Annotated in this window: 12 protein-coding genes; 6 read left to right on the top strand and 6 right to left on the bottom strand. The window is 68.0% G+C overall.

All coding sequences use genetic code 11. The annotated features are described in order from the left end of the window. Positions 1–411: 411 nt before the first annotated feature. From N5J73_RS22320 to hemH, 3 genes are all read right to left on the bottom strand, one after another. Entirely contained in the window at positions 412–2517 is a 2106-nt protein-coding gene (locus N5J73_RS22320) for a methyl-accepting chemotaxis protein (protein ID WP_049443862.1), read from the bottom strand. A 290-nt stretch (positions 2518–2807) separates the two neighbouring features. After that, positions 2808–3662 carry an alpha/beta hydrolase gene (locus N5J73_RS22315; RefSeq protein WP_049443860.1) on the bottom strand — a complete coding sequence of 285 codons (855 nt, stop codon included), beginning with the start codon at positions 3660–3662 and terminating at the stop codon, positions 2808–2810. Next, positions 3659–4621, bottom strand: coding sequence for a ferrochelatase (hemH, locus tag N5J73_RS22310; RefSeq protein WP_049443858.1), 963 nt, complete (start codon positions 4619–4621; stop codon positions 3659–3661). Before hemH ends, N5J73_RS22315 begins: the two co-directional genes overlap by 4 nt. Positions 4622–4786: 165 nt before the next feature. On the opposite strand from hemH, the gene N5J73_RS22305 reads away from it, so the two are divergent. From N5J73_RS22305 to tatC, 4 genes are all read left to right on the top strand, one after another. Then, positions 4787–5680 carry a YSC84-related protein gene (locus N5J73_RS22305; RefSeq protein WP_049443856.1) on the top strand — a complete coding sequence of 298 codons (894 nt, stop codon included), beginning with the start codon at positions 4787–4789 and terminating at the stop codon, positions 5678–5680. Positions 5681–5755: 75 nt separating this feature from the next. Next, positions 5756–5983, top strand: a complete 228-nt coding sequence (gene tatA, locus N5J73_RS22300) for a Sec-independent protein translocase subunit TatA (RefSeq protein WP_049443854.1) — start codon at positions 5756–5758, stop codon at positions 5981–5983. Between the two features lie 15 nt (positions 5984–5998). Beyond that, positions 5999–6460: a Sec-independent protein translocase protein TatB gene (tatB, locus tag N5J73_RS22295; RefSeq protein ID WP_049443852.1), complete on the top strand. Its 462-nt coding sequence runs from the start codon at positions 5999–6001 to the stop codon at positions 6458–6460. Beyond that, a complete protein-coding gene (gene tatC, locus N5J73_RS22290) occupies positions 6457–7206 on the top strand; it encodes a twin-arginine translocase subunit TatC (protein ID WP_005411675.1) in 750 nt (249 codons plus the stop codon). Before tatB ends, tatC begins: the two co-directional genes overlap by 4 nt. 77 nt (positions 7207–7283) lie before the next feature. Here the strand turns inward: tatC and N5J73_RS22285 are convergent, their stop codons facing one another. Genes N5J73_RS22285 through N5J73_RS22275 form a run of 3 tightly spaced genes read right to left on the bottom strand, consistent with a single transcriptional unit; the run spans position 7284 to position 10799 of the window. After that, complete coding sequence (locus N5J73_RS22285; RefSeq protein ID WP_049443851.1) at positions 7284–8195, bottom strand: BPSS1780 family membrane protein; 912 nt, start codon at positions 8193–8195, stop codon at positions 7284–7286. Between the two features lie 50 nt (positions 8196–8245). Continuing rightward, positions 8246–8992 carry a glutamine amidotransferase gene (locus N5J73_RS22280; protein WP_049443849.1) on the bottom strand — a complete coding sequence of 249 codons (747 nt, stop codon included), beginning with the start codon at positions 8990–8992 and terminating at the stop codon, positions 8246–8248. After that, positions 8964–10799 (bottom strand): GspE/PulE family protein, encoded by a 1836-nt coding sequence (locus N5J73_RS22275; protein ID WP_049443847.1) that lies wholly within the window; start codon positions 10797–10799, stop codon positions 8964–8966. Before N5J73_RS22275 ends, N5J73_RS22280 begins: the two co-directional genes overlap by 29 nt. A gap of 83 nt (positions 10800–10882) precedes the next feature. On the opposite strand from N5J73_RS22275, the gene glyQ reads away from it, so the two are divergent. Both glyQ and glyS read left to right on the top strand, forming a co-directional pair. After that, entirely contained in the window at positions 10883–11794 is a 912-nt protein-coding gene (glyQ, locus tag N5J73_RS22270) for a glycine--tRNA ligase subunit alpha (protein ID WP_006403404.1), read from the top strand. A 72-nt stretch (positions 11795–11866) separates the two neighbouring features. Beyond that, the gene (gene glyS, locus N5J73_RS22265) at positions 11867–13942 is read left to right on the top strand and encodes a glycine--tRNA ligase subunit beta (RefSeq protein WP_049443844.1); all 2076 of its coding nucleotides are present in this window, start codon (positions 11867–11869) and stop codon (positions 13940–13942) included. The last annotated feature ends 17 nt before the right edge of the window (positions 13943–13959 follow it).

Here is a 13959-nt window from a genome sequence, read left to right as displayed (position 1 = left end):
AAAACCCCGCTGCTCACGCAGCGGGGTTTTTCTTTGTGCGCAGTAAATGCGGGTAGTACCGGCCGCGGGCCGGTAGCCCGATGGCATTACATCGGCCGGTAGATCCACGCCATGCGTGGATGCCCCCTGCGAGTAGCCACGGCGCAAACCAAGCGTGGCCACTACCAACAGCAGGCCCGCACGGCGATCGTTTGCCGGGTAGATCTACGCGATGCGTGGATGCTCTCAGGGCGGGACCCAGGCGCCAACCAAGGTTGGCAGCTACCCATCGTTTGCCGGCCAGCGGCCGGCACTACCCGTAGATCCGCGCCGTGCAGGGATGCTCTCTGCGTGACCCATCACGCAGATCACGCATAAAAAGACGGCGCCCTGCGGGCGCCGTCCTGATCAGACTCGAATGAAAGGCCCGGGTCAGGCGGCCTGCGAGACCTCGTGCGGTTCCTGCTGGCGGAATACCGAGACTGCTTCGGTCAGCGTCCCCGCCTGCGACTGCAGCTCACGTGCGGCAGCGGTGGCTTCTTCCACCAGCGCCGCGTTCTGCTGCGTGGCCTGATCCATCTGCACCACGGTCTGGTTGATCTGCTCGATACCGATCGACTGCTCCTGCGACGCTGCAGAAATCTCGCGCATCAGGTGGCTGACATCCTCCACGCCGCCGACAATGCCCTGCATGCGCTGGCCGGCGTCGGCCACCAGCTGGGCACCTTCACCCACCTGCCGGCCTGCTTCGTCGATCAGCTTCTTGATCTCCTGTGCGGCCGCCGCCGAACGCTGTGCCAGCACGCGTACTTCGCTGGCCACCACGGCAAAGCCTCGGCCCTGCTCGCCGGCGCGCGCCGCCTCCACCGCTGCGTTCAACGCCAGGATATTGGTCTGGAAGGCAATGCCATCGATGACGCCGGTGATGTCGCCGATCCGCTTCGAGGCGCCTTCGATGGCCTGCATGGTATCGACCACCCGCTGCATGGCCGTATTGCCGTCACTGGCAGCGCTCTGCGTGGAGGCCGCCAATGCACTGGCCTCACGCGCATGGGCGGCGTTCTGGCGCACGGTGGCGGTCAGTTCCTCCATCGATGCTGCGGTCTCCTGCAGGTGCGCCGCCTGGCGCTCGCTGCGCTCGGACAACGCGCCGTTGCCGGCGGCAATCTCGCTGGCGGCGGTACTGATCGACGCCGCACATTCCTGGATGCGACCGACCATGCGTGCCAACTGCCCGGCCGTGGCATTGGCATCGCGCTGGATGGCAGCGAAGGCGCCGTGATACTCCCCGCGCATGCGTCGGTCCAGATCGCCGTTGGCCAGTGCCGAGAGCATCTGCCGCACGTCGTTGACGGTGCTGCCGAGCGTATCGAGCAGCTGGTTGATGCCACCGGTCAGCCCATCGAGGAAGCTGACACCTTCAGTGGCCTGCAGGCGCTGGTCGAGGTCACCGGCCGCTGCCGCTGCGACGATGCCGGCCACGGCGTTCTCCAGCGCGAGCTCATGGGTGCGGTCATGCCACTCCACGGCGAAGCCCAGGCGCACGCCCTGCGCGTCGAACACCGGGGTGACCACCTGCGCGAAATGCACCGGGCCGATCTGCACCTTGCCGTTGTGCGTGACCTGCAGACCGTTGAGGATCGCGCGGATGCGGTCCGGGTTGGCGTGGAAGCGATGGATGCTGCTGCCGACCAGGCGCTCGGCGTCGAAATCGGGGAAGGCCTGTCGCAACGTCGCCTGCTGGTTGCGCAGCAGTGCCACCACCGAGCGGTTCACATAGCGGATCACATGGTCGTTGTCGGCGATCATCATCGCGGTGCGCGAGGCATCCAGCGCCTGGCGGATCTGCGCGTTCTCGGCATGCGACGCGGCCTCGCGCCCACGCTGGGCCTGCACGTGGCGTGCAGTGTCGGCCAGGGCGTGGGCCAGTGAACCCGGCGCATAGGCGCCGGTATCGGCATGCGCGCCAAGATCGGCACCGGTGGCGATATCGCGTGCCAGCGCAGCAAGCCGACGCGGGCCGTGACCCAGGGCCTCGGTCTGCTGCCGAAGGCGCAGTGCGACCTGGCCGAGGAACAGGGTCAGGGCTGCGAACATGCCGGCCTGCAGCACCGTTGGCCACAGCGCGGCATCGCCCTGCAACGGTACCAGCAGGGCGAGCGTACCGACGCCACCGGCCAGCCACACCGGAAGGCGATCGCGGTGCCCCAGCAGCACGCCCAGCAACAGCGCAATCGGCAATGCCGGTGACAGGCCGGCGATCGCGCACAACACGGCCAGCTGCAGCGACAACAGCAATGCCAAGCCGTTGCGGGCGACGGCCCGGCCCGCCTGCGGTCCGCCGAACCACGCGGCTGGAAGCACGGCGACGGCCACCAACGCGGCGGCCTGCAGCTGCGGACCCCGCAGGGCCAGCACCAGGCCAGCCAGGGCCAGGACCGCGCTGCCGATCAGCAGGCGGCGGTCAGCGCGGCGGGCGAGCTGCTGCAGATGCGGCAGTCGGGCGGTATCGGGGGGACGGGAGGATGCAACGGACATCGGCGACTCCTGGATCAGCAAACGACTACGGCCACGCCGCGGCGCACGCAGGAGTGCGTGACCAGGGCGCGAGCCGGGAATTCAGGGAATGCGACGCGATCAGCGACGCGGAGACGGGACACCGTGGCCACATCCTGTGGGTGACGGTGCAGCAGAGCGGGCATGCGGACTTCCTTGCAGAACCAGACACACGCCGCAGGCCCGACCGGACCTGCGTGCTGCGGACGCAGGGGCCCGCAACTGATGTATCGGCCGCAGACGCGCGGAGTGAAGCGCGCCGGTGCCTTCGCTCAGCCCGCGTTGTCGTTGTTGAAGAAGCGCAGGATCACGTCTGCGATCTGTTCCGGATCTTCCATGTGCAGGTGATGGTTGCCGGCAAACACCGCAAGACGGCCATCGCGCAGATGCCGCAGGCGATCGCTGCGCATCGGTTCGGGATAGTACGACTGTGCCGGCGTGGCATAGATCACCTGCGTCGGGCAGGCGATGGCCTGCAGCAGGTTGTCGATCTGGCCTTCGCTGAGGCGGATCGCAGTGGGCAGCATCAGGCGCGGGTCGCTGCACCAGCGGTAGCCGCCTTCGACCGGCTCCACGCCGCGCTCGACCAGCAGCCGTGCACAGCGCTCGCTGAGCTGGTTGGTCATCATCCGCGCGCGGATCGGCGCGGCGAGGTCGGGGAACACGCGGAGCTGCTTGCGCGCCAGCCCACGCGTGGCATTCACATGCTCGCGCAGGCGGTTGGCGGTCTCTTCTTCGGGACCACGCAGGCCGCCGAGTGCTTCGATCGCCACCAGCCGTTCGACACGGTCGCTGACCGAGGCGGTGAGGCTGGCGATGCCGGCGCCCATCGAATGGCCGAGCAGGCTGAATCGGTCCCAGCCCAGCCCGTCGGCGACGTCGAGCACGTGGCAGATCGCGGCGGCCGTGGTGTAGCTGGCACCGGCCGGCAGGTGTGCGCTGTGGCCATGGCCGGGCAGGTCGATCGCCACCAATTGCAGCGACGACAGATGCGGCGCCAGCGGCACGAAGCTGGCCGCGTTGTCGAGCCAGCCGTGCAGGGCCAGCACGCGCGGGCCATCGCCGTGATTGCGCAGGCCGGCGACGCGCGCGCCACCGACCTCCAGTTCAAACGGTTGCAGACTCATGCCAGCGAGGCCACGGCCAGTCGCGCGAGGGCGCGAGCGTGTTCCGGCTCGGCGTTGAGGCAGGGGATGTAGCGCATCGTCGCGCCGCGCTCGGCCAGCGTTTCGGTGAAGCCCATGGCGACCTCTTCCAGCGTCTCCAGGCAATCGGTGGCGAAGCCGGGGCACACCACGTCGATCTGCTTCACGCCGGATTCGGCCAGCGCCCACAGGCTGGGCTCGGCATAGGGCTGCAGCCAGCGCTCGCGGCCGAAACGCGACTGGTAACCCATCTGCCACTCGTCCCTGCCCAGGCCCAGTGCCTTGGCGATGGCCTGCGCACTGGCTTCGCAGCGCTGCGGATACGGATCGCCGGCATCGGCCAGGCGTTGCGGGATGCCATGGAAAGAGAACATCAGTTTCTGGCCGCGACCGTGCTGTTCCCAGTAGCGGCGGATCGAGCCGGCAACGGCGTCGACCCAGCCCGGATCGACCGAATAGTCGCGCACCAGGCTCACCGTCACGTCCGGATTGCGGCGCTGCCAGGCATCGACGCGATCTTCGACCGAGGCGGTGGTGGTGGTGGAGTACTGCGGATACAGCGGCAGTACCACGATGCGGCGCGCACCGTCGGCCGCCAGGCGGTCGAGCTCGCTGGCCAGCGCCGGTTCGCCGTAGCGCATTGCATGGCGAACCTTCAGGGTCGGCAACAGCGCTTGCATGGCCTGGGCCAGCTGGCGCGTATGCACCATCAGCGGAGACCCTTCCGGTAGCCAGACCTGGGCGTACTTGGCTGCTGAACGGCTGCTGCGCAGCGGCAGGATCAGTCCGCGCAGCAGCGGCTGCCACAGCAGTGGCGGGATCGCGACCACGCGGCGGTCGGACAGGAATTCAGCCAGGTAACGGCGTACGGCGGGGGCCGTCGGCGTCTCGGGCGTGCCTAGGTTGACCGCCAGCACGGCGGTATCGGGTGCGTCGAGCATAGCGTGCATTGTCGCCGATCCGGTGTCGCGCCGGGATGCAGGGTTCGGATTGCAGGCATAGCGGGCATCTATGTGAGCGGGGAGCGCTCATTGGCGATTCATGACAACACTACTAATTTCAGTCACTTGCTATATCTTCCTATGGACTGACTTCTGGAGCCTGCCATGCGTCGCCCGATCCAAGCCCTGCTGATCGCCGCCAGCCTGCTGTCCAGCCAGGCCATGGCCGGACCGCAGGAAGACCAGCGTGCGCGCAATGCCGTGCGCGTGCTGGCTGAAATCCAGGAAATCCCTGAACAGGGCATTCCGGATAAATTGCTCGACGAAGGCCGCGCGGTCATCGTCATTCCCGACACGATCAAGGCCGGTCTGGTCATTGGCGGTCGTCGTGGTCACGGCCTGATGTCGGTGCGCATGCCCAATGGCGCCTGGTCGAACCCGGTATTCGTGAAGCTCACGGGCGGCAGCATCGGCTTCCAGGCTGGCGTGCAGTCTTCCGACGTGGTGCTGGTGTTCCGCAACGACCGCAGCCTGGACAACCTGGTCAACGGCAAGTTCACCCTCGGCGCCGATGCCGGCGTTGCCGCCGGTCCGGTCGGCCGCAATGCTGCGGCCGCCACCGACGGCCAGCTGAAGGCCGAGATCTGGTCCTGGTCGCGCGCCCGCGGCCTGTTCGCCGGCGTCGCGCTGGATGGCGCGGTGCTGCAGATCGACGATGCCGCCAATCTGGACGCCTACGGCAGCAACACCACGCCGCGCATGATCTTCGAAGGTCGCGCCGTCGGTTCGCCGTCGATGGACGTGGTCGCCTTCCGCGATCGCCTGGAAGAGGCTACCTACGCCGCCCGCAACAACCGCAACGGCAATGGTGGCAACGCGGCGCGTCCGGCGCCGGTCCCGGCGGCAGCTCCTGCGCCTGTTCAGGCAGCGCCGGCCGCCCCCGCCGAAGCCACCACAGCACCGCTGCAGAACGTGCCGCAGACCCCACCGCCGCAGCAGCAGGGCTTCCAGCCGGTCAACGACGGCGAAATCCGCACGGAAACGCTGGGCGGAAACTGACTTTCGTCACGCGCGCCGGCTAACACCCGGTGCGCTATGCTCGACAGCCTGATCACTAACGTAACGAGCGTCTTTATGGGCAGTTTCAGCATCTGGCATTGGTTGGTCGTGCTGGCCATCGTCCTGCTGGTGTTCGGCACCAAGCGCCTGACCAGCGGCGCCAAGGACCTCGGTTCGGCGGTCAAGGAATTCAAGAAGGGCATGCGCGACGACGACAAGCCGAACGCGCAGCTGGGCGACGAGTCGCGCAGCCAGGACGCCTCGCGCACCGCGCAGGACGAGCACGACCGTAACGCTCGCTGATCCGGAGCGGTCGCGGTGTTTGATATCGGCTTCAGCGAACTGCTGGTGATTGCAGTGGTCGCCCTGGTGGTGCTCGGTCCCGAGCGCCTGCCCAAGGCGGCCCGCTTCGCCGGCCTGTGGGTGCGTCGTGCCCGCAATCAGTGGGATTCGGTGAAACAGGAACTGGAACGCGAACTGCAGGCCGAGGACATCAAGCGGCAGATGCAGGACGTGCGCCAGGGCATGCAGGACACCGAGAACCAGCTGCGCGCCAGTGGTGAAGCGATCCGTCGCGAAGCCCAGCAGGCGCAGCAGCAGGGCGATACGCTGGCGCAGGAGGTACGTTCACCGGCGCCTGCGGATCTGCCGCCGCACATGGGTGCCGCGCCCGACGCGGTTGAACCGACGCAGGACGGTGGTGCCGCCGAGCCGGTTTCCGCTGCGCCCGCTGAAGCCGGTACGCCGCCGCCGGCGCAGAGCACGGAGCGCCAGCCATGAGTGAACAGGATTTCGGCGAAAGCTCGCTGGTCGAACATCTGGTGGAACTGCGCGGCCGCCTGGTGCGCGCGTTGCTGGGCCTGGGCGTGGTACTGCTGGCGCTGCTGCCGTTCACCCAGAAGCTCTACAACGCATTGGCCGAACCGCTGGTCTCGCAGCTGCCGAACGGGCAGACGATGATCGCCACCAACCCGGCCGGCGCCTTCTTCGCACCGCTGAAACTGACCTTCTTCGTCGCCCTGTTCGTGGCGGTGCCGTGGCTGCTGTACCAGTTGTGGGCGTTTGTCGCTCCGGGCCTGTATGCGCGTGAGAAGCGCCTGGCGGTGCCGCTGCTGGTGTCATCGGTGCTGCTGTTCTACACCGGTTGCGCCTTCGCCTACTTCCTGGTGCTGCCGGCGGTGTTCCACTTCCTCACCACCTTCAGCCCGGACGTGATCGCGATTACCCCGGATGCGAATGCCTACCTGGATTTCGTGCTGGCGATCTTCTTCGCCTTCGGCGGCAGCTTCGAACTGCCGGTGGCGATGGTGATCCTGGTGCTACTGGGCTGGGTGACGCCGCAGCAGTTCAAGGAAGGCCGCGGTTACGCGATCGTCGGCATCTTCGTGCTGGCCGCAGTGCTCACCCCGCCGGACGTGGTCTCGCAGCTGATGCTGGCGATTCCGATGTGCCTGCTCTACGAGCTGGGCATCCACGCCGCACGCTGGCTGGTGCCGTCGTCGGTAGTGAAGAAGCCCGCTGCCTGAAAAAAGGGGACGGAGGGGATTAAGTCGTTTGTGCCACTGTGCGGCTAACGACTTAATCCCCTCCGTCCCCTTTTTCGTCAGGCGTGGAACACGTCGCTCGAGGTTGGCGTGGACGGAATCGGAGGCGCTGCGCGGCTGCCGCGGTGCACGAACATCTGCTTCCACGCGGCGTAGACCGCGCCGACATACAGCGGCATCAGCACCGTGGTCAGCACCAGCTGGGCGATGAAGGCCGCAGCCAGCGGGCCGCCGACCAGCATCGCGATCTGGATCACGATCACGAACAGGATGTACATGCAGAACGCAGCGATCAGGCCGAGCGCTGCGAACACGATCATCGCGCCGATGTTCTCGATGCAGCCCTGCAGGCTCAGGCGCAGCGCGTGCATGCCGCTCTGCTTGTCGAACACCACCAGCGCCGGCTGGGTGAACATTGCCAGCGACAGCGCCACCGCGCTCAGGAATACCAGCAGCATCCACAGCGCGATGCGCTTGGCCGGCAGGTTGGCGACCAGCGCGGCGGCATCGTCCGGCTTGATCTGCTGGCCACTGCGGCTGATCTCTTCCATCTTGGTCATGACCTCGCTGAAGGCGGTGAAGCCCTCGCGGCCGATCATCAGGAACAGCAGCGCGCCCAGCAGCAGTACCGCCAGCACCTGGATCGCCAGCGGCACCAGCAGGTGGCTGACGCGGTGGTCGCGGATCGGCTGCAGCAGGTGCGAGGCCAGGCCCGGGCGGCCTTCGTCGATCTCGCCCACGGCGTACAACATGCCGCCGAACATGATCGGCGAGATGGCCAGGGTCATCAGCTGCACGGCCATGCCGGCAGCGCCGGGAATCAGCGTCGACAGCAGAGTCACCACCCAGCTCACCAGCAGCCAGGCCAGGCCGATCCGGGCCAGCTGCAGCGGCGCGCGCCGGTACAGCGAGAACGTATCCAGCAACCACTGGGCGCCCGCCGAAGCCGGCAGCTTGCGAATCTCTTTCATGGACATCCGGGAAGGACAGGAGGGGGCCGGGCGGCTGCCCGTGCCGCCGATTATCCCTGTTTTGCCACCGGCTGGGCTGAAGACAGCCGCGCCTGGCGGACGAAGCGGCGCAACAGCTGGCGGGCCAGCGGTGCGGCGCTGACCGCGCGCTCGATGCTGCGGGCGCAGCCGCCGTGGCGACCGATGCAGTCGGCGCGGGCGCGTACGTAGCCGCGCATGTGGTGGGTGGCGAACTCCGGATGGAACTGCACGCCCCAGGCCTGGCGGCCCCAGCGGAAGGCGTGGCAGCCATCCAGCGGTGAGCGTGCCAGCACTTCGGCGCCGTCGGGTGCGCGCAGCACGGTCTGCAGGTGGGTGGCGTGAGCGGCGAAGTGCTGCGGCAGGCCCTGGAACAGCGGGTCCTGCGCGGCCTGCGGCTGCAGTTCCAACTCGATCGTGCCGGACTCACGGCCGGCCGGGTTGTAGGCCACCTCGCCTCCCAGCGCGTGCGCCAGCAGCTGGTGGCCGTAGCAGATGCCGAACACCGGCAGGTCCGCGTGGGCGGTCTGGCGCAGCCATGCGGCGCTGCGCTCGCTCCATTCGGCGTGGTCGGTGACGAAGGCGGCCGAGCCGGTCACCAGTACGCCAGCGAAGGCATGCGGGTCGGGCAGGGCGCCACCGTGTTCGACATCAACCACCACCGTCTCGTGTTCTTCCAGCCCGGCGGCGACGCGGATCCAGTGCGGAAAGCGCCCGTAGCGGCGCAGCGACGGTACCGGGCGGCCGGTTTCAAGAATCAGGAACGGGGCTGGGTTCATCCGGGGGCGGCAGGACTGACAGGACTTCCTCGATTGTAGTCAGCCCCTGCGCCACCTTTTCAAGCCCGGCCTGGCGCAGGGTTCGCAGCCCTTCAGCCCGTGCGGCCCGGCTGAAACCGGCCAGATCCATGTCGGCGCGGATCTGCCCGCGCAGCCGCGAGCCCAATGGCAGCAACTCATACAGGCCGATGCGGCCAAGGAATCCGGTGCGCCGGCACTCCAGGCAACCGACCGGCCGACAGGGCGTGGCGGCATCTGGATATGCAGCATGGCTATCAGCCAGCACCGCCCAATCGGCGGCGCCGAGGCTGTGTGGCTGCTTGCAGTGCGGGCACAGCGTGCGCACCAGGCGCTGGGCGAGGATGCCGTTGAGGGTGCTGGCCAGCAGGTAGTGCGGTACGCCCAGGTCGAGCAGGCGGGTGACCGCCGAGGGCGCGTCATTGGTATGCAGCGTGGACAGCACCAGGTGGCCGGTCAGTGAGGCCTGCACCGCCATCTGTGCGGTCTCCAGGTCGCGGATCTCGCCGATCATGATGATGTCCGGGTCCTGCCGCAGCAGAGTGCGCACGCCGCTGGCGAAGTCCAGGTCGATGTTGGTCTGCACCTGCATCTGGTTGAACTCGGGCGCGATCATCTCGATCGGGTCCTCCACCGTGCACACGTTCACGTCCGGCGTGGCCAGCCGCTTCAGCGTGGAATACAGGGTGGTGGTCTTGCCCGAGCCGGTCGGGCCGGTCACCAGCACAATGCCATGCGGGCGCTCGACCAGCGCATTCCAGCCGGCCGCCTCCTGCGGGCTGAAACCGAGCTGGTCGATGCTCTTGAAGGCGGCATCGGGGTCGAAGATGCGCATCACGCACTTCTCGCCGAATGCGGTAGGCATGGTCGACAGGCGCATCTCGACCTCGCGGCCGCCCGGCGAGCGGGTCTTGATGCGGCCGTCCTGCGGGCGCCGGCGCTCGGCCAGGTCCATCCGGCCAAGCACCTTGATACGGCTGACCACGGCGGTCATCACCGCCGGTGGCACCTCAAACACCTTGTGCAGCACGCCGTCGATGCGGAAGCGCATGCGCCCCATCTCGCGGCGCGGTTCCAGGTGGATGTCCGAGGCGCGTTGCTCATAGGCGTACTGCAGCAGCCAGTCGACGATGTGCACGATGTGCTGGTCGTCGGCATTGACGTCGCCGGTGCGGCCCAGCTCCACCAGCTGCTCGAAGCTGGGCAGGGTGGTATTGGCCTCGCCACGCACGTCGCCACGGGCGCCGCGTACCGAGCGGGTCACCCCGTAGAACTCCATGGTGTAGCGATGCAGGTCCAGCGGGTTGACCACCGCCAGCTCGATGCGGCGCCGGGTCAGGTGCTGCAGGTCGCGGCGCCATTCCTGCACCAGGGGCTCGCTGGTGGCCACCAGCACGCGCTCGGCATCCACCGCCAACGGCAGGAAACGGTGGCGGCGCGCGTAGGCGTGGGACACCAGCGCGGTCACCGCAGCGACGTCCACCCGGGTCGGGTCGATGCGCAGGTAGCGGCTGCCGGTACGCTGCGCCAGCCATTCGGTGAGACGTTCCAGGGTCAGCTCGCCACCGCCGTTGGCGGCCAGCTTGAGGTTGGACAGCAGCACCAGCGGGTGCACTTCGCTGGCGTTGCGCGCGCCCTGTGCGGAAAACCGCATGCGTTCGCGGTCCTGTTCGGCCACCCGGCCATCGGCGACCACGGCTGCGGCAATCTGCTCGAACTGCAGCCGTCCCCAGGGCAGCGCGACGCCGCCCGCTTCGCCGGGCGTGCCGACCGGCAGCCGATGTTCCATCTGCCTGCTCCTCCCGGGTACGGAATGCCCCGCAGGTCGGCCGTTATACTAACGCACCCCCTTGCCGGCCAAGACTCGTACGCATGTCCGCGACCCCGACCGTTCCGATCACCTTCCAGGGCCTGATCCAGACCCTGAACCAGTTCTGGGCCCAGCAGGGCTGCGTGCTCATCCAGCCGCTCGACCTGGAGGTGGGCGCCGGTACCTTCCACCCGGCCACCTTCCTGCGTGCGATCGGTCCGGAAAGCTGGAATGCGGCCTACGTGCAGCCCTCGCGCCGCCCGACCGACGGCCGCTACGGCGAGAACCCGAACCGCCTGCAGCGCTACTACCAGTACCAGGTGGCGATGAAGCCTGCGCCGGACAACATCCAGCAGCTGTACCTGGATTCGCTGAAGGCACTGGGCATCGACCCGCTGGTGCACGACCTGCGCTTCGTCGAGGACAACTGGGAATCGCCGACGCTGGGCGCTTGGGGCCTGGGCTGGGAAGTCTGGCTCAATGGCATGGAAGTGACCCAGTTCACCTACTTCCAGCAGGCCGGTGGCCTGGAATGCCGCCCGGTGCTGGGCGAGATCACCTACGGTCTCGAGCGCCTGTGCATGTACCTGCAGAACTGCGACAACGTCTATGACCTGGTCTGGACCTACGGCCCGGACGGCCAGCCGGTGACCTACGGTGACGTCTACCACCAGAACGAGGTGGAGCAGAGCACCTACAACTTCGAATACGCCGACGTGGAAGAGATGTTCCACCGTTTCGACGCCTGCGAGCGTGAAGCGCAGAAGCTGGTGGAAGTGAACCTGCCGCTGCCGGCCTACGAGCAGGTGATGAAGGCCAGCCACACCTTCAACCTGCTCGATGCGCGCCGCGCGATCAGCGTGACCGAGCGCCAGCGCTACATCCTGCGCGTGCGCGCGCTGGCCCAGGCGGTGGCCAAGGCGTACTACGAGCAGCGCGAGAAGCTGGGCTTCCCGGGCGCGAAGAAGGCCTGACGGCCGCTCTCCCCCCTTACTCCGGGGCGCCGGACGCGTCGCGCGCTGCGCCCCCACCACAGGATTGAAACGATGAGCCAACTGTCCCCCCTGCTGATCGAACTGGGCACCGAGGAGCTGCCGGTCAAGGCGCTGCCGGGCCTGGCCCAGGCGTTCTTCGACGGTGTCGTCGAAGGCCTGCGCAAGCGCGGCGTCGCGCTGGAACTGGGTGATGCACGCCCGCTGTCGACCCCGCGCCGCCTGGCCGTGCTGCTGCCGGGCGTTGGCCTGGAACAGCCGGAACAGCACAGCGAAGTGCTGGGCCCGTACCTGAACATCGCGCTGGACGCCGAAGGCCAGCCGACCAAGGCCCTGCAGGGCTTTGCCGCCAAGGCCGGGATCGACTGGACCGCGCTGGAGAAGACCACCGACAACAAGGGTGAGCGCTTCGTGCACCGTGCGGTGACCCCGGGCGCGACCACCGCCAGCCTGCTGCCGGAGATCCTGCGCGAGGCGATTGCGGCGATGCCGATTCCCAAGCCGATGCGCTGGGGTGACCACGCGTGGGGCTTCGCCCGCCCGGCGCACTGGCTGGTGCTGCTGCACGGTGCCAACGTGGTCGAAGCCGAGCTGTTCGGCCTGCAGGCTGGCCGCGTCAGCCGTGGCCATCGCTTCCACCACGACCAGGCCGTGTCGCTGGCGCAGCCGCAGGACTACGTTGAAGCGCTGCGCGCCGCGTTCGTGCTGGTCGACCCGAGCGAGCGCCGCGCGCGCATCGTCGCCGAGGTCGAGGCCGCTGCGGCCAAGGCCGGTGGCAGCGCCCGCATCACCGACGACAACCTGGAGCAGGTGGTGAACCTGGTCGAGTGGCCGTCGGCGGTGCTGTGCAGCTTCGAACGTGCGTTCCTGGCCGTGCCGCAGGAAGCGCTGATCGAGACGATGGAAATCAACCAGAAGTTCTTCCCGGTGCTGGATGACAGCGGCAGGCTGACCGAGCAGTTCATCGGCATCGCCAACATCGAATCGAAGGACGTGGCCGAAGTGGCCAAGGGCTACGAGCGCGTGATCCGCCCGCGCTTCGCCGATGCCAAGTTCTTCTTCGACGAGGACCTGAAGCAGGGCCTGGTATCGATGGGCGAGGGCCTGAAGACGGTGACCTACCAGGCCAAGCTGGGCAGCGTGGCCGACAAGGTGGCGCGCGTGGCCGCCCTGGCCGAAGTGATCGCGCCGCAGGTCGGCGCCGATCCGGCGCAGGCCAGGCGCGCCGCCGAGCTGGCCAAGAACGACCTGCAGTCGCGCATGGTCAACGAATTCCCGGAACTGCAGGGCATCGCGGGTCGCCACTACGCTGTGACCGGTGGTGAATCGGCCGATGTGGCGCTGGCCATCGACGAGGCCTACCAGCCGCGCTTCGGCGGCGATGACATCGCGCTCTCGCCGCTGGGCAAGGTGCTGGCCATTGCTGAACGCGTCGACACGCTGGCCGGCGGTTTCGCCGCGGGCCTGAAGCCGACCGGCAACAAGGACCCGTTCGCCCTGCGCCGCAACGCGCTGGGCCTGGCCCGCACGATCATCGAAAGCGGCTTCGAGCTGGACCTGCGCGCGCTGCTGGCCAGCGCCAACGCCGGCCTGGCCGCGCGCAACGTGCAGGCCGACATCGGCGAACTGTACGACTTCATCCTCGACCGCCTGAAGGGCTACTACGCTGACAAGGGCGTGCCGGCCACGCACTTCAACGCCGTGGCCGAGCTGAAGCCGGCCTCGCTGTACGACTTCGACCGCCGCCTGGATGCGATCGGCACCTTCGCCGCGCTGCCGGAAGCCGAAGCACTGGCTGCGGCCAACAAGCGCATCCGCAACATCCTGCGCAAGGCCGAAGGCGACATTCCGGCCCAGATCGACCCGGCACTGCTGCAGGAAGATGCCGAGCGCGCGCTGGCCGAGGCGGTCACCGCGGCCATCGACGACACCGGCGCCAGCCTGCAGCACAAGGACTACGTAGCGGTGCTGGCACGCCTGGCCCGCCTGCGTCCGCAGGTTGATGCCTTCTTCGATGGCGTGATGGTCAATGCGGAAGATCCGGCGCTGCGTGGCAACCGCCTGGCGCTGCTGACGATGCTGGGCGAGCGCCTGGGCAAGGTCGCGGCGATCGAGCATCTGTCGAGCTGAGATGTGGTGCCAAGCAA

This window comes from Stenotrophomonas sp. GD03654, assembly GCF_029845105.1.
In the GTDB taxonomy this organism is placed as follows: Bacteria; Pseudomonadota; Gammaproteobacteria; order Xanthomonadales; family Xanthomonadaceae; genus Stenotrophomonas; species Stenotrophomonas africana.
The sequence above is the reverse complement of the archived record's forward strand: the minus strand, read 5'-3'. Positions and strand labels throughout refer to the sequence as shown.

Coding starts and splice junctions, on each gene's coding strand:
- N5J73_RS22320 (WP_049443862.1), bottom strand. CDS start 2,517: ATGTCCGTTGCATCCTCCCGTCCCCCCGATACCGCCCGACTGCCGCAT.
- N5J73_RS22315 (WP_049443860.1), bottom strand. CDS start 3,662: ATGAGTCTGCAACCGTTTGAACTGGAGGTCGGTGGCGCGCGCGTCGCC.
- hemH (WP_049443858.1), bottom strand. CDS start 4,621: ATGCTCGACGCACCCGATACCGCCGTGCTGGCGGTCAACCTAGGCACG.
- N5J73_RS22305 (WP_049443856.1), top strand. CDS start 4,787: ATGCGTCGCCCGATCCAAGCCCTGCTGATCGCCGCCAGCCTGCTGTCC.
- tatA (WP_049443854.1), top strand. CDS start 5,756: ATGGGCAGTTTCAGCATCTGGCATTGGTTGGTCGTGCTGGCCATCGTC.
- tatC (WP_005411675.1), top strand. CDS start 6,457: ATGAGTGAACAGGATTTCGGCGAAAGCTCGCTGGTCGAACATCTGGTG.
- N5J73_RS22285 (WP_049443851.1), bottom strand. CDS start 8,195: ATGAAAGAGATTCGCAAGCTGCCGGCTTCGGCGGGCGCCCAGTGGTTG.
- N5J73_RS22280 (WP_049443849.1), bottom strand. CDS start 8,992: ATGAACCCAGCCCCGTTCCTGATTCTTGAAACCGGCCGCCCGGTACCG.
- N5J73_RS22275 (WP_049443847.1), bottom strand. CDS start 10,799: ATGGAACATCGGCTGCCGGTCGGCACGCCCGGCGAAGCGGGCGGCGTC.
- glyQ (WP_006403404.1), top strand. CDS start 10,883: ATGTCCGCGACCCCGACCGTTCCGATCACCTTCCAGGGCCTGATCCAG.
- glyS (WP_049443844.1), top strand. CDS start 11,867: ATGAGCCAACTGTCCCCCCTGCTGATCGAACTGGGCACCGAGGAGCTG.